This is a genomic window from Dickeya undicola, assembly GCF_000784735.1.
In the GTDB taxonomy this organism is placed as follows: Bacteria; Pseudomonadota; Gammaproteobacteria; order Enterobacterales; family Enterobacteriaceae; genus Dickeya; species Dickeya undicola.
Map to the genome: position 1 here is coordinate 1 of NZ_JSYG01000020.1, position 21,208 is coordinate 21,208.

The window sequence follows — 21,208 nt, forward strand, 5'->3', positions numbered from 1 at the left end:
GAACCTCAGCGGCTGATGCGCGCCAATGCCCAGCGTCGTCAGCCGACCGCCCTCCCACACCAGATTCAGCGACGACAGCAGCCCCTCCACCACCGACCGCTGCCCGCCGTCGTCGTAGCCGCTGCGCACCGCCTCGCCGTTGACCGTTTCACTCACCACCTGTCCGGCACGGTTATAGCCATACTCCACCACCGCGTCCGGGCTTGCCGCCTTCAGCAGCCGCCCCGACAGGTCGTACTCAAACGTCGTCGTGCCTTCACTGGCCCCGTCCGACCGGTAAGCCTGAAGCCCGCTCAGCCGACCGCCCGCATCATACCCGTACTCAAGACGGCTGCCGTCCGGGGCCTGACGGCTCGCCAGCTGGCCCGCCACATCATAGGCATACCGGTACACCCGGCCGTCGTAATGCCGCTCTTCGCTCAGCCGACCCGCCTTGTCAAACCGGTACTGCCACGCCTGACCCTGGCTGTTGGTCACCCCGGCGAACTCCGCTTCCGCATTGTAATGATAGCGGACCGTCGCGCCCAGCGGGTCGGTCGTCTCCAGCAGGTTGTCGAACGCCCCATAACGGAACTGGTAACGCTGGCCCAGCGCATCCGTCACCGAGCTCAGATTCCCTTCCGTATCATAGCCAAAGCGGGTTTCGCTGCCGTCTTCGTACACCACTTTCGACGGCGTGTCGTGCCCGCCCTCATAGTCCCAGCGACGCACCTGCACGCCCTGCTCATGCGCAATGTGCCGCTCCGTCAGCCGGTCATGCCCGTCGTAGAAAAAGGTCACCGCCGGTGCCGCGCCCGGCTCCAGCCGCTCCAGCAGCCCACGACGGTTGTAGTAATAACGCTGCGCCTGACCGTCCGGCCCCGTCACCGCCGACAACAGCCCCTGCGCCGTGTAAGCATGATGCCAGCGCCGCCCTTCCGGGTCGCTCGCCGTCTCCACCTGCCCCTGCGCGTTGCGCGCATACTGCCAGGCATGGCCCATCGGGTCGGTGTAGGCCAGCAGTTGCCCCTCATCATCGTAATCATAGCGATGTGTCGCCCCGTCCGGCAGCGTCACCGCCGTCACCTGCCCCCAGTCGTTGCGCTGATAGACGGTGCGACCGCCCAGCGGGTCGACCTCCGCCACCAGTTGGTTGTCCACCCACTCGAAGCGGTATTCCCCGCCGTCCGGCTCCCGGCGCAGCAGAATGTTGTTGCGCGCATCACGCACATAGGTCGTGACACCACCAAACCCGCTGTGATAGTGGCTGGTGAAGGCGTCGTCGTCGTAGCGAAATTCCCCCGGCCAGAACCCCTGTGCCGAGCGGTCACGCCGCGAGCGCCCCTGCGCATCGTACTCGTGCTCCACCCAGGTGTGCGCCAAATCCGACCAGCGCAGCAGCCAGCCCTCTGGCGAGTACTGATAATCGAAATTGCGCCCATCGCCCGCCCGCACGCTCAGCAGGTAGCCCTGGGCATCATACTGGTAGCTGACCAGCGTTTTCAGCGGCTGACGGTGCGCGTCACACAACGTCAATTTGACTATCCGCCGCCGCTGCGTCTCCACATGCACCAGACGCCCGTCCGGCAGCGCTACCCAGCACAGCGCGGCGCGGTCCCACAAGAAGGTGAGGCGGTTGCCTGACCGGTCTTCTATCGCGCTCAGGCACAGGTGCAGCCCCAGCGCATGGTCAAAGCGGTAACGCAGCCCGTCCACGTGCTGCAACACCAGCTGGCCCTGCTGACGGGTCAGTCGCCACGTCGGGTTCGACGCCGCCCGGCTGAACGCGCCTTCCTCCGGCAGCACAAACACCGCCTGATTAAACTCGCCGTCGGTCAGCGTCGCCACCCCACCTGCCAGCGACAGGCTCATGTCCCAGTGGCTGCGCCACAACGCGCCCAGCAACCCCGGCTGACGCTCGCCGCCCGAGCGGTAATAGCGCTTCATCGTCAGCGGCAGCAGGCTGCCCAGCGTAAAATCGGTTCGCCAGTCCACCACATAGCCGGTCGCCATATCCACCGGCTCGCCTTCACTCTGGCACTTATCACTGCCTGCTTTGCACGCCTTGTCGTCTTCCCCGGCTTTTTTCTGCTGTGGGGTGCTATCCGGCTGCTCGCCCTTATTACTCCCAGCGTTGATGTCTTCCGCCCCTTCCGGTGACGAGCGCGTTTTTTTCTCGCTGACGTCGTTTTTCGGGGCGCTGTCCTTCGGTTTGTCTTGCGGGACCTGGCTTTTCTCCCCAGCCGGTTTGCTCTCGCTGTGTGCCGCCGGTTTGGTGGACGGCGGTTCCGTATGCGCCGGGGTTTTGGGAGCCTCGGTAGCTTTCGCTATGCTGCCCTTACTCCGGGGGCTGCCGCTGACACGGGTCACCACCTTGCCAATGAATTCATCGAATTTGGATTCGATGTAAACCAGCGCGCTGTCATACTTGGCAATCAGCTTTTCCAGTGCGGTGATCATGGCGCTGAAGCTGTCTTTCATCAGCGACACAATCCAGTTATTTTTAAGCTTCGACTCGGCCAGCACCTGTTTAAGCGCCGCGTGGATCTTCAGCAACAGAGCGTTGGCCTGCGCACCGTAGTTTCTCAGCTCGGCCCGCAGTTTGGTCAGCCCCTTCACCAGGTTACCGTCCGATAGGCTGCGAATGGTCTTGATGGCGAATTGCAGTTCTTTAGGGGAGGATTTTTTGAGTGCACGGATAATCGCCCGTCCGCTGACCTTCAATGCATCCCCCAGTCCGGGGATCACGCCAATGGCGCAGAGCGCGCCTTCGGCAATATGCAACGGGTCTTCCAGTTTTGCAGGCTCCTGGTAAGACTGCCAGCTCCACTCGCCGATCGAATACACATCCATCGCCTGACCGACCACCGGGATGAAACCCAGCGCGATTTCGCAAAACAGCATCAGCGCGGCGTTGTCCTCCCCGCCTTTGTCCGCCACTTCCGCCGCCAGGCTGTGATGAATTTTGTTGACAGCCTGTTTAAGCTGGCGGCTACCGCGATTGATACGCTTATCCAGCTCCCAGAAGCGGTCATAGGACTTGCGGTACTCTTGAGGAATGGACGTGAAAATCCCTGCACCGTCGACATCCACATGGCGATCGCTGCTGTCGTCGGCGTCGTAGCTCACCAGCCCTTGCTTACGCAGCAACAGAAAGAGCGTGAAATATTCCCCCGCCAGCGTCGCATACGCCGGGTTTGACTGTAATACCGGGTTGTTTTCCACGGTTTCACGGGGGGTGAAATCGTCGGAGCCTTCATCCAGCATCAGCTCAAACGTGCTGCACCCCATATCGTAGACTCGGCACAGCCCGTTGGCGTCGGTTGTGCCGTGGATTTCGGTTTTATTGCTGTCAATCAACACAAACGGCGCATTGGGCACCGGTTTTCCCGAGTCATAGTGGTAGTGAATCAGGACTTCGCAGCCACATTTGACACAGCCACCGGAAATCTGGTGGTCGGTGGCAAAATTTTTATTAGCGGCGTCTTCGCTCGACACCAGCGTCGCTTTTTTATTCTCACTCATGAAAACGTCCTGTTTGATTATGCGTCGTCCAGTTGGGCAATCGCCGCCTGATACAGGCGATCCATCCGGTTTTGCTCACCGATATATTCCGGTTGCGCCAGAATGTCCTGCGCCCACGGCTGCTGAATAAAGGCGGGAGTCAGTTCAGTGGCAAGCGCCAGATAACGCACGATGTCGCGGTCGTTGTTGAATCCCTGAATTCGGGCCTGCTCGGTTTGCTGGCGGGTAAACGCCAGTAAATCGTCATCCTTACTGGCTTGCCAGCGCGCGTGATGGGCGCGCAAGTGTGCCATGTACACGTCCAGCGTCTGGCGCAGTGCGGGGGCCAGCAGTGCCTGCCACTGCACGTCGCTGAGTGTGCGCGGCAAAGTATCTGGCAGGTTGTGCGCGGTTCGTTCGGTTAGCGTCAGGCTCTGTCCGCTGCCATCTGGCGCGATGTCGCAGAATGTGGCGATCGGGCCGCAGAGCGCGGTGGCCTCCGGCGCTGAACTCGCCGCCAGCAACGGCGTCAGCACCGCCCAGTCACTGATGCGCAGAATGGCGCTGCCACCTTCCTGGGTGGCGACCAGGCTCCATTGGCGCAGGTGTTTCACCAGTTCCAGCAGTTGGTCAAGCGGCGAGTAAGCCTGCATGAACCAGTCGAGCTGTATTCCGACACCCCAACCGGGCTGCGTCACCAGATGCTCGCGCACCTGCGGCCAGTTGGCGGCGTGAACGGGAATACAATAAGGCGAGACAGACGCATGTACCCGCCCGGCATCCCCCCAGTACAGCCGGGTTTGCTCCAGGCTTCCGCCCCAGCGCTCCGCCAGCCAGGGAACCGCATCGTTCAGCGACGCCTCAGCGACGACAAAGCACCCGCCAGCCGCCAGTCGCGCCTGCCAGGCTGCTTCCGTTTCCGGTTGCAGACTCAGAAAAGATTGAGACAGCGTCACGGCATAACCTCCGTCGTATCCGGTAATTCGCCCCGCATCCAGCCGGGCCGGTGATAGTGAAGGCGAACGTCCTCCACCCTGGCGGATTCGGATTTAAAAATCCGAATGCTGTCGCCCAGTGAATAACGCTCGGTTAAATGAATAAAAATCGGGTGATGATAAAACTCGCTGCCAAGCACCCAACGGTGAGCCGACCAGGCCTCACACTCGGTTTCCGAAGCACGGGGATAGCGCGCTTGCGCCAGCGCAATGCCGCTGAGAAAACGGCTTTTCACCACATCAACGTCTAACTCAGCCCAGTACAAGGCACTAACATGCAGGAAAAGATCATTTGCCAGCCGGTGCAGGCGGTTATCGTTGGATAGCAGATAAAACTGGTAGCGATTCAGGGTGATCAGATAATCGTCACCGGGTGGCGGCGATACGGGCTGCTTGTCGTGTCGGTCCGCCAGTACGTGATAACGACAAGGAACCGAAGGGTCGTCTTCCGCCAGCGGCAGATACAGGCCGCTCAACAGCCCCATAAATGCCATGCGCTCATCGTCGTTGAGCGTTTGCCACCACAGTTGCAGTACCGCCGGTACATAGCTGCGCAGCAGCGCCAGTGTCCCGTCCGGGTAACTACAGCGCAGGCGTTGCTGCCAGAAATCAGCCACGGCTGTCAGTGACTGCTCGCTGTGCATCAGCATCACGCCCTGATGGCGCGCAGGCTGCGTCTCCGCCAGCCAGTGCAACAGCGTTTCTCCCGGCCCGCCTTCTTCAACGTGCACCACCATCGGTGCCCAGCGCTGCCAGTCATCTCCGGCACCGTCAAAGCGTAAGGGTTGCCATATCTGTGCTGCTCGCGGCTGAAACGCCTGCCAGAAATCCGGTAATGCCGGATAAAGCATTGGGTCAACAATGGCATACAGCGGCAGCGAGCAACGCTGACTCAGTTCAAACAGGGTATAGCCCGTTATCGTCATGATTTTTTCACTGCAATAATGAATCAATATTTAAATAAGGAGGAAACCGGAATGAGAACAGCGACAAACGTCGCCACAGGAAATAAATTCCACCACGACGGCGAATAAAAATCATGTATTGCTAATGAAATGAAATAAATTTATCTGCACTGGCTAAAGTGTGAGTCAAAAGCATTCTGCGTTATAACAGGATTAACCATCACATTCACACCAGAAACGCTTTTTACCCTTCTCGACTCATGAGAGCCAGCCGAAGATGATGCTCAATAAAATCCGCTTTAAAGGCACTGTAGCGATGTATATCATTTTCACTTGCTAATGCTGCAGCATATTTTATTTCAACATACCGCTCTGCTGCCTTCTTGTTTTTTATCAAATAATCACGGAATGCCAGATGTTTTTGTATTTGCCTATCGCCGGTGACGAAAGCATGGACCTGGTGACTACGTTTTTCTCCACCCTTGGTAAAATATCTGCGGTTTGGAATACCATTTTCACCACGCACAGTATATCCAATACGCTCCATTGCTGTATTGAACTGATCCAGTTCATTCAGACCGACAACCTCTAACAATATATCTATGACGGGTTTGGCAGCCAAACCTGGCACTGATGTACTGCCAATGTGGTGAATCCGAGAGATAGCCTTGCCGAGTGTCATCTGTAACCGTGCACTTTCAGCGTCAAATAAATCAGGCCACCGCTCGTCATAAGCAACAATAGTGACTTTTCGCATATTCACCACCTTTTCCTTACGTACTAACTAAACATTGGTTCAACGCATACCTTTCTAACAGTCGAATTCAACAATATTTTAAAGTCATTCACCTTTAGCACGGCGCGCCCGAACTTCTGCGGGAGATAACGGAGGGAATTTCACTCCACGCTGTTGCAGCAACTGCTTTACTTTCAGCGCCCAAGGATAATGTGGTGAGCTATGATCCATCAGTGACAAACTATCCTCTACTGTCCAAGCCAAACTTGCTCCTGTCGCAGAATAAGTATTGATATTTGCACCGTGCTCTATTAACCAGTACGCAATCTCATATTGATTGATATAGGCTGCATAATGCGCACTCGTAGTCTTTTGACCATCAGTCAAATTCACGTCCGCACCACGCTCTACCAAGAGCTTAATATCTGCCCAACGTTCTTCAGCTATTGCCCCAAATAAGGCTGGAACTTTATTTTGATCTAATGAATTCGGATCGCCACCGGCATCCAGCATCATTTTCAGCCATTCAGGTGATTTTGCACCAGCCACCATATTGACGGCAGATGAACCTGTGCCGGTCCGAAAATTAGGATCCGCCCCCAGCTTTAACGCCAGTCTGGCTCCGGCCTGATCCTGCTGCATTACTAACCACAGCAGCGGTGTAATTCCTTCCTTACCCAGCTCGTTCAGGTTTTGTCCCTGCGACAACTGTTGCCGGGCCGCAGCTTCATCACCTTTTTGGATACTGGATAATAAATTGACCATCGGTGGTTTGAAAAATTCACTGGCCTGCATACTGCTCCCTCCGGCCTGACAGGCGGTGAGTAGCGGCAAACAGGCCAGCAGCCAATGCCACCACCTCAAAGGGACTCACCTTTGGCACGGCGTTCCCGTACTTCCTCTGGCGATAACGGGGGGAATTTGATGCCGCGTTTCTGTAGCAATTCTCTTACCTTAATACCCCACGGATACGACGCTGCATTATGTGACATAACAGATAAACTATCTTCCACGGTCCATGCCATATTACTACCTGTCGCATCATATATGGTAATATCAGCACCCTTTTCTATTAGCCAATATGCGATCTCATATTTATTCAAATACCCCGCATACAATACACTGTTTCTATCCAAACTATCTTTTAAATTTATATCAGCTCCTCGCTCTACCAACAGTTTTATATCAGCCCAACGTTCTTCACCTATCGCACTAAATAACGCCGGTTGCTCAAGTCGCCCAATGGCATTCGGATTTCCCCCGGCATCCAGAACAATGCGCAGCCAGTCTGGATCCCGCGCACCGGATACCCGGTTTACCGCACTGTCACCTGAGCCGTCTTTGTAATTTGGATCAGCACCCAGTTTTAATGCCAGACGCACCGCATCCTTATCCTGCGTTTCATAAATCAACCACAGCAGCGGCGTAATTCCTTCCTTGCCCTGAATATTCAAGTTCAGCCCCTGAGCAAGCTGACGCCGGGCTTCCGCTTCATCACCTTTACGGATAGTCTGCAATAGTGTCGCCATCGGTGGCTGGAACAATTCACTGGCCTGCATACTGCGCCCCCCTGCCTGACAGGCGGTGAGTATTCCCGCAAGAAATACAGCGATCCATTTGATTTTCTGTAACCATCGCATTATGCCCCCTTAAGCGTACTGGTAATTTTTCCAATATCATCTTTCTTTTCTTTTTCAATACCGGCTATAACCTGGTCCATGCCGTGTCGGGCTAATGGAGATCCTCCTGAACTAGGCAATGTTTTCATCTCACCTAAAGCGCTGGGAAGAGAGCCAGCTAACAATGTCGTAATACCAGCCATTCCACCAACAATAGCCCCAACCTTACCCCCGATCAAAGCACCCGCACCAGAAAGTAAACCCGGTACAGCAACTTTTCCATAGGATTGGAGCATAGTAAGGATTTCGCCATCTACTGCTTGAGTTTTAATTAAGGAACTGGTAGTCGCCAAATCAGCACCTTGTTGCCTAGCAACAGTGTTTGCATGAAGGCCAGCAGCATTAAAAATATACCCTGGTAATTTGGTTGCACTAACAGCAGCAGAAGCTAACCCGCCCCCTAAAGAGTGACCAACAATAACAGGTTCTGGAGATACAAGCCTCTTCATTAATTTTGCCAAATCCATTGCTTGATTATATTGAGCTGTTTCAAACCCTATTCCTTGTGCCCCATTTGTAAGCCAATCTTTAGCACCTGTTACACCATTATTGGTTCCTCTAAATGTCAACATCGTTTCATTATTAATAGATGACTTAAATAGCGCAGCTCCAAATCCTGAGTCTGGGTCAGTAAATTGCTTAGGAGTAATTTTAGGAAAATTCTTTATATCAATGATCTCAAGTCCAACAGGCGGCTTTGGTAAAACAGCCCTTACTTTACGTCTAAATTCATCCACCGGATAAACATACTGCGCCGCTTCAGCACGCAGTATGCTGTCGTTATTAAACGCCAGTCGGGTGGCGGCATCTTTCAAGCCCGGCATGGTTTCCGCCTGCTGCGCCAGCTTCGCGCGCGCCAGATAACGATCTTTACGCTGTAATACCGTCAGCGCCTCATCCAGCACCGGCAGTTCGGCGGTCGCCGCCCATTCCATCATGGCGGGCAGCAGCATCGGCGTTAGCGCCAGCAGTGGAGCGCGGCTTTTCGCCGAGTTTTCAGCACAGGATTTGACCGGTGACTGATAGGGCGAATCGCCAATAATCACATCTCCGCTGCCTGCCGCCACCGACCCGCCACAGCCAATGGCATCGCCGATGCGAGCAGCCAGCTTGCCGTTAATAATCACGGTGCTGGAACCCGCAGAAATCGCCCGGCTGTGCACGCCGTGCGGCATATTCGGACAGGGGCAGGCGTGCAGTAACACGGCATCGCCTTTACGTGCCGCCGGTTTACCATTGATAATCACATCGCCACTGCCCGCGATGACCGGGGTGGCGGGAAAGCAGCCGTGACCGGCACAGCTATCCCCTAAACGTGCAGCTCCTGGCATGATGACTCCTTAACGTCGATCCGGCGCATCCGGCAGCGTCGGTCTGGTGGGGGATTCGGGTTCGATAGACACCGGCGCAGTGCCCGCCCCGGCGGAACCGCCGTCGTTGATTTTCACCAGCGTGCCGGAAATGGTGACACCCGCGCCGTCAATCTTGATAAACCCGCCGGGCGCTTTGATGGTCAGCGATTGTCCGGCTTCCAGCACGATGTCCGCGGCTTTGAGGTAACTGTCGGTATTGACCAGTACGCGCTGATGGGCGCCAATCAGTGTTTCTTCCGAACCGGACAGCGTGGTCTGGCGGCTGCCGTCAATACGGGTGATCTCGCCACCGCCAATGAAACGCTTGAATGACTGGGTGATGCGTTGCACAAAATGACGCCCGACCGACTGGTGATGATCCTGTCCGATTTGTTCGAAATCATCCTGCCCGATGGTGCGATGGCTATGGCGGTCCACCCGCTGGAACTGGTCATTCGCCACGCTCAGATGTTGATCCAACCCAACGCTCTGGCGATGAATGTTGTTAATCACCGCATCCATGTCTTTCTGCGCGTGCAGGTAGATCTGTTCCCGGGTGGCTTCATCTTCAAAACGCAGCTCGTTGAAGCCGCTGCCTTTGTGCGTATCGGTGCGTAAGGTGGTGCGGGTTTTATGCTCCGGCAAGACATACGGCGACGGGTTGGTGGCGTGAAACGTCCGCCCGGTGATAATCGGCTGGTCCGGGTCGCCTTCCAGAAAGCTCACCACCACCTCATGACCGATGCGCGGAATGGCAATCAGGCCGTACTGGCCACCAGCCCAGCCCTGGCTGACCCGCACCCAGCAGGAGCTCTGGTCGTCGCTGGCACCGTAGCGGTCCCACGGGAACTGCAGCTTCACCCGGCCAAACTCGTCGCAGTAAATTTCTTCCCCCGCCGGGCCGACCACGGTGGCAATCTGCGGGCCGTCCACCATCGGCTTGTACGGCATCGCCGCCCGCCAGGTGGTGGTGCCTTTCACCACCTCGAAGCTGTTGCTGAGGGTGGTCGGCTCGCCGCCGCTTTCCTCTTCCAGCGCCTGCGGCTGCTGCCCGCTGTGGGTCACCGCCACCACCTGCCAGGCCAGGTTGAACGCCGCGTTCGGGTGCTCGGTCAGGGTAAAGGTGCTGCCCGGCATCAGTTCGGCAGCGTTGGATTCACCCGCCCCGGTCATCGCCCCGGCACGCAGCGCGTCCAGCCGGTAGCCGGTAAACGCCTTGCCGCTCGGGTCCTGCTTGAAGCGGCCGGGATAATCAAAGTGCTGGTAGGATTCACGCTGATGGTCCAGCTCGCTGCTCATCCTGTTGTGCAGCAGCCCGTAGGCCGGGGTCTTGAAGCTGTAGTCCTTCAGCGCCACCTCGGCGGTACTCACCGCCTCGGCATAACGGAAACGGCGCACATACGCCCCTTCGCTCAGCCCCTGCGTGGCGAGATTGAAGAACAGCTCGGGGCCTTTGGTTAGCGCACCGGCGTCATCGGCAAACACCACCCGGTGCTTACCGGCTTCAAACTCGTGGAAGTAGAACATCCCTTCTTCCGCCGCCAGCCGGTTGATAAACGCCAGGTCGCTTTCGCGGTACTGCACGCAGTATTCGCGCACCGCGTGGTCGTGGCGCAGGGCGAAGGCGTAATCGGTGATCCCGGCTTCTTCCAGCAGGGTACTGATAATCGCGTCCGGCTTCTGGGTCTGGAAGATGCGGGCGTTGGTGCGCAGACCGAGCCGCCACAGTGCCGGACGCACCTCGGCCTGATAACGCGTGCGGCGAAAACCGGTGTCGCCCTGGGCAAAGCGGCTGACGATACCGCTGACCCGGCGCTGCAATTCGCCTTCGTACCACACCAGCAGCTCGCATGGCTGGTCCAGCACCGCGCCGAAGTCGATGTCGGCCTGACTGCTCGCCAGGCTCAGCGACAGCGCAAACGGCTGGTTCAGCGCCTCGCTGAGTTCAAAATCCACCACCGCGAACGTCGTTTCCGCCAACGCGCCGACCTTCACGGTAAACTGCAATCCTGTACTGTTCGCCACCCTGCTTCCTCCTTTCCCCGACACCATTCTTTCTATAACGCCATAGCTACCGCACACCCGGCGGTTTACCGGATGTGTGGGCCACAATCATGATCAATACCCTGCACTCAGCGATGGGGCCACCATCGCTCAGCGCAGACAAAAAAATGAAGTCCAGAACAGAGTATTCCGGCCTCCCATCAGTGGTTTTCCCGGCGTCCAAAACTGTGCTGAGACGGACGACTTCGCCGGGTGAGCCGCATGGACGCGGCGAAAGCCCGTGCCGCTCTGGACAAAAACGCCGGGAGCGTTTTTGAACAGCGTTTACGCTGGCCCGTAGGGCGAGCCCCAGGGATGGGGCGAGTAACCGCGTCACGGGCGGCCCGAACAGCGAAGACGAGCGTCGAAGGCACCGCGTTAGCGGCACACCATTTTGCAACGCAAAATGGAACAGCGCTTGCGCTGGCCCGCAAGGGTGAACCCGTCAGGGTTCATAATTTAGCCACTAGCCAGAGGTCAAGGAGAGGCGGCGCTTAGCCTCTCCTTGTCGTGCGTGCGATGACATCACAAAGGGCTCACACCGTTTATCCCGCACGAAACCATTCTCCTGCCCGACAAATTTCACCGTTCTCAAAACAACACAGCTGTTTGTCGCAGCCTCAACTTACGCTTCGATCGGCGCGCGCCAGTCGTCGGAGCCGGAAGTCCCGGCCACGGTGTGCTCCCAGTCCACCTTGCGGTAGGCCAGCGACACTTCAATCAGCTGGGTGTAGTCCTGCTTGGACGGGTCCTGACAGTGCGGCATCTGGTTGTTGATGTCGACGATGGTGGCGTCGGTCAGGGTGGTGGTGAAGAAATGCTCCTGCTTGCCTTCGACAGAGGTGCGATACCACTTCAGGGTCACGGTCGGCAGCATTTCGCCGGAAGCCAGCGCGTTATACAGCAGCGGGACGGCTTTGTTCAGCGCGACAGTGAATTTGAACGGCTTGTGCACGCGCTGACCGGCTGGCTGGCCGGACTGCGGGTCGGTCGGTACGGTGACGATGTGTTTGAATTCCTGCACCAGCATTTCGTCTTCGTGGCCCTGCACGTAGATGTTACCGACGGAGTCGGAGGTGAAGGCACCGGCGGTGATATTGCCCTGAGTTTTACCTTCGATGCTGATGTAGCATGGAGTTGGCATAGTCTTGCTCCTTGTTATTGAACATGTGTTTGACTTCACGCTTCATAAAGCAATGACTATGCCAACTTTTATTTCATTGTTTTTAAATGGGAAAATAATACTGTCATTTTCCCTAAGTCAAATTTGAGCAAAAAATTGCGCAGACCTCCCGAAAAAACGGCATCCATTGCGCAAACAGGGATTTATGCTGGAAAGTGAGCAAGAAGTTGCGCAGATTTCGCATTTATTCTCACAAAGGTTATTTAGTGAACAAAGATACCGTGAAATTTGTGACGTGAATCACAAATAGATTTTCTTGGTTTTACTGCCATCGCTGCCGATATCGAGCCGCATTCCATGAGCCTGACTTTTCAAATTCACTTTTATCCCATCGTGCCGTGATGTGCGGTGTGCCACAATGAGCGCACTGTATGGCGTCGGCCATCGCATCGGAAAAAAGGAGTAAAGATGAGTTATGCACCTGGCGCTGGCCTGTCCGCCAGCGAGGCGCTGGATCAGTTGGAAGCGCAATATGATGGCGCGGTTAAGGCGTTGCGCACTGCGATCGGCGAGTTTATTACCCACGGCACCCCGCCGGATGCTGCCGCTCGCGCTAACGGACTGTTTGTTTACCCGGAACTGCGCATCAGTTGGGATGGTCAGTCTCAAAAGCACAGCAAGACCCGCGCGTATGGTCGTCTTACCCACGGCGGCAGCTACCGCACCACCGTTACCCGCCCTCAGTTGTTCCGGCACTATCTAGCGGAGCAACTGGCGATTCTGGAAAATGACTATGCAGCCACCATCGAAGTCGTGCCTTCAGATAAGGAGATCCCTTATCCGTATGTGATCGACGGTGCCAATCTGGGGCTGGAGCGCTCGATGAGCGCGTCGCTGGCGCAACACTTTCCCACCCCGTCGCTGGCGCTGATCGGTGATGAAACCGCCGATGGTCTGTTGCAGACGCTCGACCATTTCCCGCTATCGCACTTCGACGCGCTACGTACCGATTTCTCACTGGCACGTTTGCGCCACTACACCGGCACCCGTGCCGAACACTTCCAGCCGTTTGTGCTGTTCACCAACTACACCCGTTACGTCGATGAGTTCGTGCGTTGGTCCTGTGACCAGATTGCCGACCCAGAAAGCCCATATCAGGCGCTGGCTTGTGCAGGTGGCGCGGTAATCACCGCCGATACCGACAACCCACATCAGGCGGTATCGGATCTGGCGTGGAAAAACCATCAGATGCCAGCCTACCACCTGATCTCACGCGAGGGGCGCGGCATTACGCTGGTAAACATCGGCGTTGGGCCGTCCAACGCCAAAACCATCTGCGACCATCTGGCGGTACTGCGCCCGCACGCCTGGCTGATGATCGGCCACTGTGGCGGCCTGCGGGAAAGCCAGACCATCGGCGATTACGTGTTAGCACATGCCTACCTGCGCGATGACCACGTGCTGGATTCGGTATTGCCGCCGGATATCCCGATCCCCAGCATCGCGGAAGTGCAACGCGCCTTGTACGACGCCACCAAACAAGTGAGCGGTATGCCGGGCGAAGAAGTGAAACAGCGCCTGCGCACCGGCACCGTGGTCACTACCGACGACCGCAACTGGGAACTGCGTTATTCCGCCTCGGCGCTACGCTTCAATCTCAGTCGGGCGGTGGCGGTAGATATGGAAAGCGCTACCATCGCCGCGCAGGGGTATCGTTTCCGCGTGCCTTACGGCACCTTGTTATGCGTGTCGGACAAGCCGTTGCACGGTGAGATCAAACTGCCCGGCCAGGCTAATCGCTTCTATGAAGGCGCGATTTCCGAGCACCTGCAAATCGGCATCCGCGCGGTAGACCTGCTGCGCGCCGAAGCGGAGCACCTGCACTCGCGCAAATTGCGGACCTTCAACGAGCCGCCATTCCGGTAATAGAAAACCGCTTCCGGCTAACGGGAGCGGTTACCAACATTCTCATTCCTCCCCCTTTAATCCATTGTGTATTCAGGCTGAAGCGGTACAAAACCTGACGTCACATACACCCGGCGCAGCTGGTACAACGCCAGTCATGCGGATTCACCGCCTGATAGAAAAAACGGAAATAACACTCTTCAATCGGCACCTGATGCTGTTCGAAACAGTCCGCCAGCCAGTCGACGTTTGCCAGGATCCAATCATCTTCATCCAGCCCGTCCTGATAAAGCTCGTCATCCGGGTCGATTATCGAATAAATCCCCAGTGTTCCTAAATGCTGTTCACGGTATTTTTCCGGTAAGTCAAACGCGCGTTCCTGATAATAAATAATCCAGTGCCCATGACATAAAAGATTACCGTTTCGGCTCCATGATGCCGTAAAAGGATTTGGCATAACTTATTAAATCCTATTCATATCAAACAAATAGACTGATTAATGCAACCCGAAAAATTCAAGCACAGGAAAGCTAACGCACATGAAAATTGAAATATGACGGGTATAAAAACAATAATCTTCGAATAAATAATACAACCAATCAGTGCGGAAAAATATATGGATATAAACCTATAACCCTCAATGGGTAAATAGCAGTATCATTGACGAAAAACAATGTCTTTTCGATTATTGGACATCTTCGGATTAATAAAAAGGCACGTTTTATTGCTTAAAAACGTCATTTTGCAGCCCCGATTCCGACCCGACCCGGTGACCAACTGTGCACTACGTCAAAAATTTGATATGCCGCAAACGTTTATTCACAGAATCGCTTTATAACTGGTTTGCCACCTCGCGCCTTGCAGAAGGGGCAGAGGGTTCTGGTCTATGATGAAAAGGCCGTTACGTCGTCCGGCAAGCGAGTACATACCGGGTTGATGTTCATGGCAAATCAACACGCGATTGACAGAAAGGAGTGCGTTATATGTCAGGCAGTAAAAAGAAAAAAAGCCCGATTGGACTGGATGTACAGCAGTCTGAAAAAATTGCCGCCAAACTGAACACGTTGCTGGCCAACTACCAGATTCTTTACATGAATGTGCGCGGTTATCACTGGAACATTTCCGGTGCGGCGTTCTTTGAGCTTCATGCCAAGTTCGAAGAAATTTACAACGAACTGCTGTTGAAAATCGACGAACTGGCAGAGCGTATTCTGGCACTGGGGGCTCAGCCACTGCACGCCTACAGCGATTATCTGAAGGTGGCGGACATCAAAGAAGACGTCAACGCGACTGACGGCAAAAAAACACTGGCAGGGTTACTGGACGGTTATGCCGTGCTGCTGCAACAACAGCGGGAAATCCTGCCGCTGGCAGCAGAAGCCAGCGATGAAGGCACCGCGTCACTGATGACCGATTACATCAAAGAGCAGGAGAAACAGATTTGGATGTTCAACGCCTACCTGAAATAACCCCGGCCTGACACCTCATCATCATCACCCCGCCCGCTTAGGGCGGGGTTTATGTACAAACGGCGTTTAACCGCACATCGGCACGACCACCTACTATTTAAGGCAGCGTGACGATCTCAATCCAGTTAGCTCCTTTACCGGTCGGGAAACGCCCGGTCAGCGTCAGTTCGCCGCTGGTTTGATTGATGCGATACACCGACAACTGATCGGATTTCTCACCACTGGCGATCAGATAACGACCGCTGGGATCGATCTGAATACCGCGTGGTTGGGTTTCGGTAGGATAACGCGCCACATAGTGCAATTGACCACTCTTAGGCGTGACCCGCAACAGGCTAATGGTGCTGCTGGTACGTTCGGAAACATACAGAAAGCGACCATTTGGCGTCAGCCGCAGGTCCGCACTCCAGATTTTCGGGCGGTTATCGATGCCCGGCGCTTTAGGGTCAACCGTGCCGGGTTGCATTCCGGCATCGGCCGGAAGGGCATCGGTGTAATCCCGCAGCGTCAGCAGACCGGTGGTTTTGTTCAGCGTCAGTCGCGCCACTTTACCGGACAGCTCATTGCTGACGTACAACGTGCGGTGATCCGGTGCCCACACCAGATGGCGTGGTCCATTACCCGCCGGTAACGCCAGTTCAGCCGGTGTATTCGGGGTCAGTTGTCCGGTTTTGGCGTTAAAACGGAACTGCAACAGCTGGTCGCTCCCCAGATTGCTGACCAGCACAAACCGGTTCTGGTAATCGGTAATAATGCTGTGTGCATTTTTCCCGGTGGGCACGACCTGCACCGCCTCCGCACCCACGCTACCATCCGCCGCAATCGGGCTGACCGCCACTTTGTTGCCGCCGTAGGAAGCGCTAAGCAACCAGCGTCCAGTGCGATCGGTAGAAATATACGCCATGCTGTCCGGCAGCGGAGCCGTTCCAGCCGGGCTCAGCGCACCCGTTTTCCGGTCGATGGCGTAACCGGCCAGTGTGTACGGTTTGCTGCGCACCGCCGCGTACAAATGGTGCTTGTCCGGGCTGAGCGCCATCGGCATGACCTGTGCGCCAGCCGCCACTGCCCCCGTCGCGGTCAACTGGCCGTTTTGGGTGTTCAAGGTATAAGCGCGGATTTCCCCGTCTCCCGCCGCCGATACGTATACCGCGGTCACGGCCGATGACGTCAGCGGCGACAGACTGGCCGCCAGCAACGCCGCCATACCGCCCCATTTAGTAAGTGTTGTATGTTTTGCCATGTTTTATCCCTGATAATGTTGTGGTGTTCTACCTATATCCGTCACACTTCAAGTTGCAGATGCGTTGGCTTTATTACTCGGCCCATCCCTGGGCCTCGCCCCTGCGGGGCCGCTGCCAGCAGCGTTCAACTCTGCTCCCGGCAGAGTTGTCGCTCACCCCAGTCACTTACCTGAGTAAGCTCCTGGGGATTCGCTGCGTCGCCGCGTTACAAGGCTCATTCTGAGCCTTGCCCTAAAGGGCCAACGCGTTGCGTTGTTCAACACGCGAGCGTGTTGTCCTGCAACTCGAATTATTTTGGGCATATAACCCCCTTCACTCAATAAATTAAAACAGCATTTTAATCCAGAAGGAATAGCAAACGCCGCAGGCGAAGCTCCGTGAGGGGCGAATCACACAGCCAATGCACCTGCAACTTGAAGTATGACCGGTATAGGTGTGACTATCTGTGGGAAGGTGCACACAGTCTCACGATGGGGTAAATCAACATAACGTGCAAAAGATCAGCGGCGGTTTTCAAATTCAGTTTTCATGATTATGGAACAATACCGTTGATATTTAACTTACCATTTAATTTACCAATGAAAATCAACCCATTAAAAACTCACTTAATAACATGGAAATACTATTTCCGATGATTATTAACAACAGTGAAATTTAAATGGCATCAATTGACAAAATTACCCATTCCCGGTGTCTATGATAAGCACACCCAACAGAGAAACAGTCACTCAATTTTTTCCACGGCACTTATTCTGTTGAGATAAATATAAATACCTTAACTATACCAAAATAATTCGAGTTGCAGAAAGGCGACAACCGAGTGAATCCCCAGGAGCTTACATAAGTAAGTGACTGGGGTGAGTGAGGGCAGCCAACGCACCTGCAACTTGAAGTATGACAGGTATAAAGATGGAGTTAGCTATAATGAACATTATGATTAAAAGCATCGCGGCAGGCGCTATTGCACTGGCCTCCTTCAGTACACTGGCTGCGCAGGAAATAAACCGTGAACAAGCAGATAACTATCAGCAAATTGGGGTAATCACCTCAAATAGCACGGACTCCCCAATGGATGCGACCCGTGAATTATCACAAGCCGCAGAAGCTCTGGGCGGAAAATACTTTGTGGTCATCACTATGGATAACGACGATCTGGTTCGCGCCAGTGCCATTGTCTATAAATAATGACTGGCTGAAAAAATCATCAGATTAAGCAACAGTAGGGTCGGCAGGCAGATCTGCCGACCTGTTTAATCGCTTAGCTACGACGGATAAAACACAGCCCCACCAGCCTGGCCGCTTATTATACCTTGCTCTCAACCATTAAGTTTAAATCAACCCCAAACAGAGCGACGATAAATCGCTATTTTCTATTTTCACTCAATCAATGTTCAACAGCATAGAGGTTCTGATTTTTCTTTTTCCTGTCATCTTTATAATCCCCGACCACAGATAGCACGAGGGAAAAATAAAAACCGCCTTGTCTTTCTGCGTGGCAGGGTTTTCGCGATTGCGTTTTCTGGAGTATATACCCAAAATAATTCGAGTTGCAGGAAGGCGGCAAGTGAGTGAATCCCGATGAGCTTACTCAGGTAAGTGATTCGGGTGAACGAACGCAGCCAACACACCTGCAACTTGAAGTATGACGGGTATATCCGTACCGGGCATACGCTCCCCTGTGATTATTTTAAATACATTATTTTACGGGGAGTGAGCATGGAAAAGACATCTGCACTGTCACTTTTTTATCAATTACTAAAAGGTCATTTCTTCTCTGAAAAAATCTGGCGACATACGGATATAAAAGCGAAGTTTTTATTGCGCTCATTATTGATGCCGTCGATTACCTTACGCTATCTGAAGAATATTATTGCAATTCCTGCCATGCAGAAAGCGGTGAAAATCCGCCCGATGCTGCCGACCAAGATTCACCGCCCTTACCTGTCCACCACGCTGCATCCCGCCGAGCGCGTCGACGCTATTTGTGCCCATTACACGTTTGTGGAACAGTTGGCTAACCCGTTTCTGAAACAGGCGTTTCTCAGTCTCGATGATTATTGCCTGGCACGTTTTGCCGGCAAGAACGGCGAAAGATTCTCGCTGATTTGCAGCACCTCTCGCTACGACAAAGAGGGCGAGGCTACACTGCGCATTCGTTTTAATGATGTCGTACTGGCGTCACTGACGTTCTCGGTGATACACGACCAGAATCAACTCACCATTATGATTGGTGGTTTACAGGGAAAAGGCCGCGACCAGACCCGTGAGCTGACCAAAGACGCATCGAAAGCCTGCTTTGGACTGTTTCCTAAACGCCTGTTGCTGGAGTGTCTGCTGACCCTGGCCAGCCTCACCGGAATCCAGCGTATTCTGGCGGTGGGCGATGAAAACCATGTTTATCAGTGCCTGCGCTACTGCTACCGCAAAAATAAGGTGCGTTTTTCCAGTTACAGCGAATTCTGGCAGTCACTCAGCGCAGGCAGAAACGCGGCGGGGTTGTACCAGCTTCCACTAACCATTACGCGCAAGACGCTGGATGAGCTGCCTAGCCGGAAACGCGCCCAGTACCAGCGCCGTTATCAGTTGCTCGACGATATCCAGGACCAGATCAGGCGCAATCTGGGTCACAGCGCCTCATCCGACACGCTGCATCGCATCGCCAGTTAGTCTGTGCCGCTATCGGGGAAAGCCGCCTTCCCCGGTGCGCCCCCCGATTATGCAAACCCGCCGTTGCTGCGAACCACCTGACCATTGATCCAGCCCCCTTCCGGCCCGACCAGAAAAGCCACTACGTTGGCGATATCGTCCGGTTCCCCCAGTCTTTCCAACGGTGTCATGGCAGTAATGGCCGCCACCTGTGCATCGGTCTTACCGTTAAAAAACAGTTCAGTCGCCACCGGCCCCGGCGCGACGGCGTTTACCGTGACCTCGCGGCCACGCAGTTCGTTCGCCAGCACCCGCACCAGCCCTTCGACACCCGCCTTGGAAGCGATATAGGGGCCATAACCGGGCAGCGACCGGACAATCACGCTGGTGGACAGCGCAATAATTCGTCCGCCGGTTTCCACCTGCCGGGCCGCTTCACCCAGCACAATGAACGCACCGCGCAGATTGGTCGCGATCATGTTGTCGAACTGTGCCAGGTCGCCATCAGCAATCGGCGTATTCGCCATCACCCCGGCGCTGTTAATCACGGCGTCGATACGCCCAAATTGCGTTTTTGTCTGCTGAAATAGTGCCGCCACCTGCTCAGGCGCGTCCACCTGTGCCTGAATCGCCAACGCGACGCCGCCATCCTCGCGAATCCGGCTCACTACGTCGTTCGCCTGTTGCTGCTGACGGGCATAATTCACCACCACCTGCCATCCCTGCTGCGCCAGCTTCAGCGCAATCGCTCTGCCGATGCCCCGCGACGCGCCGGTGACTATCGCCACACGGGCACCCGGTATGCTGTCATGTTTGGTGTGCTGCATACGCTCTCCTGTTGTTCTGGATGAAAACGATCGGGTTTGCCACGACCCTGGTACAGCAAGGCGGCCATCGCCTGCCGTGCCAGATCCTGCCCGGATACCGGCATGAGATAAAGATGGAAAAATGGATATAATTATTCCATTTTTACCAACAGTTCTTCCGACGCAGGCGGTCGGGTTGATCAGCCGAGGGATGCCGGGACGCGGTGAACCAACGAAAACGCCGTGCTTACACGGGCGGGGAGATAATCACAAGCAATCGTATCAGGCTGCAACACCGCCTGCCTGATAACCTGTTTGGTCGATGCAGCGACATGGCGCTGCCACCCCGCCTCATCAAGTATGGCAAACTCCAGCGCGCAGGACGTTTCATCTGACAGGCTATCGAACACCACCAGTTGACTATGCCGTGCATTTTCCCCGATGTACCGCGACAGTGCCGCAGCGCCAAAAATACGAACCGTATCCCACACAGGCTGGTTTACCACCTCTGCCAGTAATCCTGATAGTGACAACGCACTTACCGATACCAGTATTAGCGGGGGCTGATGGCGGATGAAGGTGCAGGCAAGCCGGTCCAGACCGGGGATCGTCAGCCATTCAAAAGGATGACCGGTAATCAGTAAGGGATGTGCTGATAGCGCCACGGACGGCCTCTTCGTATTTCACTGGATGTTCAGAATACAACCATATTGCATTTTATTGTCAAAAAATACAATTTATAAAATTAGGGAACCTAATCTCATTGAGGGGATAGCGCTGATTAGCAACATAAAATGACTTTTAATAAAATAAAGAACAATGGGT

The 21,208-nt window shown here is 55.0% G+C and carries 17 protein-coding genes; 4 read left to right on the top strand and 13 right to left on the bottom strand.

Annotation, left to right across the window (positions count from 1 at the left end; translation table 11 throughout):
- From OB87_RS09925 to OB87_RS09970, 9 genes are all read right to left on the bottom strand, one after another.
- Positions 1–3,504: DUF6531 domain-containing protein (locus tag OB87_RS09925; RefSeq protein ID WP_033569291.1), on the bottom strand; the 3,504-nt coding region annotated here is incomplete at its 3' end.
- 17 nt (positions 3,505–3,521) lie between these two features.
- A complete protein-coding gene (locus OB87_RS09930; RefSeq protein ID WP_033569292.1) occupies positions 3,522–4,439 on the bottom strand; it encodes a DUF4123 domain-containing protein in 918 nt (305 codons plus the stop codon).
- The gene (locus OB87_RS09935) at positions 4,436–5,404 is read right to left on the bottom strand and encodes a DUF4123 domain-containing protein (RefSeq protein WP_033569293.1); all 969 of its coding nucleotides are present in this window, start codon (positions 5,402–5,404) and stop codon (positions 4,436–4,438) included. The genes OB87_RS09930 and OB87_RS09935 overlap by 4 nt, the downstream gene beginning before the upstream one ends.
- 223 nt (positions 5,405–5,627) lie before the next feature.
- The gene (locus OB87_RS09940; protein ID WP_033569294.1) at positions 5,628–6,140 is read right to left on the bottom strand and encodes a GrpB family protein; all 513 of its coding nucleotides are present in this window, start codon (positions 6,138–6,140) and stop codon (positions 5,628–5,630) included.
- An 84-nt stretch (positions 6,141–6,224) separates the two neighbouring features.
- Positions 6,225–6,983, bottom strand: a complete 759-nt coding sequence (locus OB87_RS09945) for an ankyrin repeat domain-containing protein (RefSeq protein WP_072025454.1) — start codon at positions 6,981–6,983, stop codon at positions 6,225–6,227.
- Positions 6,980–7,759 (bottom strand): ankyrin repeat domain-containing protein, encoded by a 780-nt coding sequence (locus OB87_RS09950; RefSeq protein WP_033569296.1) that lies wholly within the window; start codon positions 7,757–7,759, stop codon positions 6,980–6,982. The genes OB87_RS09945 and OB87_RS09950 overlap by 4 nt, the downstream gene beginning before the upstream one ends.
- On the bottom strand, positions 7,759–9,129 hold the full coding sequence (locus OB87_RS09955; RefSeq protein ID WP_033569297.1) for a PAAR domain-containing protein: 1,371 nt from the start codon (positions 9,127–9,129) through the stop codon (positions 7,759–7,761). Before OB87_RS09955 ends, OB87_RS09950 begins: the two co-directional genes overlap by 1 nt.
- Positions 9,130–9,138: 9 nt before the next feature.
- On the bottom strand, positions 9,139–11,175 hold the full coding sequence (gene tssI / locus OB87_RS09960; RefSeq protein WP_033569298.1) for a type VI secretion system Vgr family protein: 2,037 nt from the start codon (positions 11,173–11,175) through the stop codon (positions 9,139–9,141).
- Positions 11,176–11,818: 643 nt separating this feature from the next.
- Entirely contained in the window at positions 11,819–12,337 is a 519-nt protein-coding gene (locus OB87_RS09970) for an Hcp family type VI secretion system effector (protein WP_012768188.1), read from the bottom strand.
- A gap of 447 nt (positions 12,338–12,784) precedes the next feature.
- On the opposite strand from OB87_RS09970, the gene OB87_RS09975 reads away from it, so the two are divergent.
- Complete coding sequence (locus OB87_RS09975; protein WP_033569300.1) at positions 12,785–14,242, top strand: AMP nucleosidase; 1,458 nt, start codon at positions 12,785–12,787, stop codon at positions 14,240–14,242.
- 100 nt (positions 14,243–14,342) lie between these two features.
- Here OB87_RS09975 and OB87_RS09980 read toward each other — a convergent pair whose 3' ends face one another.
- Positions 14,343–14,678, bottom strand: coding sequence for a hypothetical protein (locus tag OB87_RS09980; RefSeq protein WP_033569301.1), 336 nt, complete (start codon positions 14,676–14,678; stop codon positions 14,343–14,345).
- Positions 14,679–15,204: 526 nt separating this feature from the next.
- Between OB87_RS09980 and OB87_RS09985 the strand changes: the two genes are divergently transcribed.
- Complete coding sequence (locus OB87_RS09985; protein WP_033569302.1) at positions 15,205–15,690, top strand: Dps family protein; 486 nt, start codon at positions 15,205–15,207, stop codon at positions 15,688–15,690.
- Between the two features lie 97 nt (positions 15,691–15,787).
- On the opposite strand, the gene OB87_RS09990 is transcribed toward OB87_RS09985, so the two are convergent.
- Entirely contained in the window at positions 15,788–16,930 is a 1,143-nt protein-coding gene (locus OB87_RS09990) for a lactonase family protein (RefSeq protein ID WP_050515686.1), read from the bottom strand.
- 925 nt (positions 16,931–17,855) lie between these two features.
- Here OB87_RS09990 and OB87_RS09995 point away from each other — a divergent pair.
- Complete coding sequence (locus tag OB87_RS09995) at positions 17,856–18,116, top strand: YdgH/BhsA/McbA-like domain containing protein (RefSeq protein ID WP_033569304.1); 261 nt, start codon at positions 17,856–17,858, stop codon at positions 18,114–18,116.
- 531 nt (positions 18,117–18,647) lie between these two features.
- Entirely contained in the window at positions 18,648–19,598 is a 951-nt protein-coding gene (locus OB87_RS10000) for a VirK/YbjX family protein (protein WP_033569305.1), read from the top strand.
- A 47-nt stretch (positions 19,599–19,645) separates the two neighbouring features.
- Here the strand turns inward: OB87_RS10000 and OB87_RS10005 are convergent, their stop codons facing one another.
- Together OB87_RS10005 and OB87_RS10010 are read right to left on the bottom strand one after the other, a co-directional pair.
- Entirely contained in the window at positions 19,646–20,404 is a 759-nt protein-coding gene (locus OB87_RS10005) for an SDR family oxidoreductase (RefSeq protein WP_050515687.1), read from the bottom strand.
- Positions 20,405–20,583: 179 nt separating this feature from the next.
- Positions 20,584–21,048, bottom strand: coding sequence for a hypothetical protein (locus OB87_RS10010; RefSeq protein ID WP_033569306.1), 465 nt, complete (start codon positions 21,046–21,048; stop codon positions 20,584–20,586).
- Positions 21,049–21,208 lie beyond the last annotated feature (160 nt).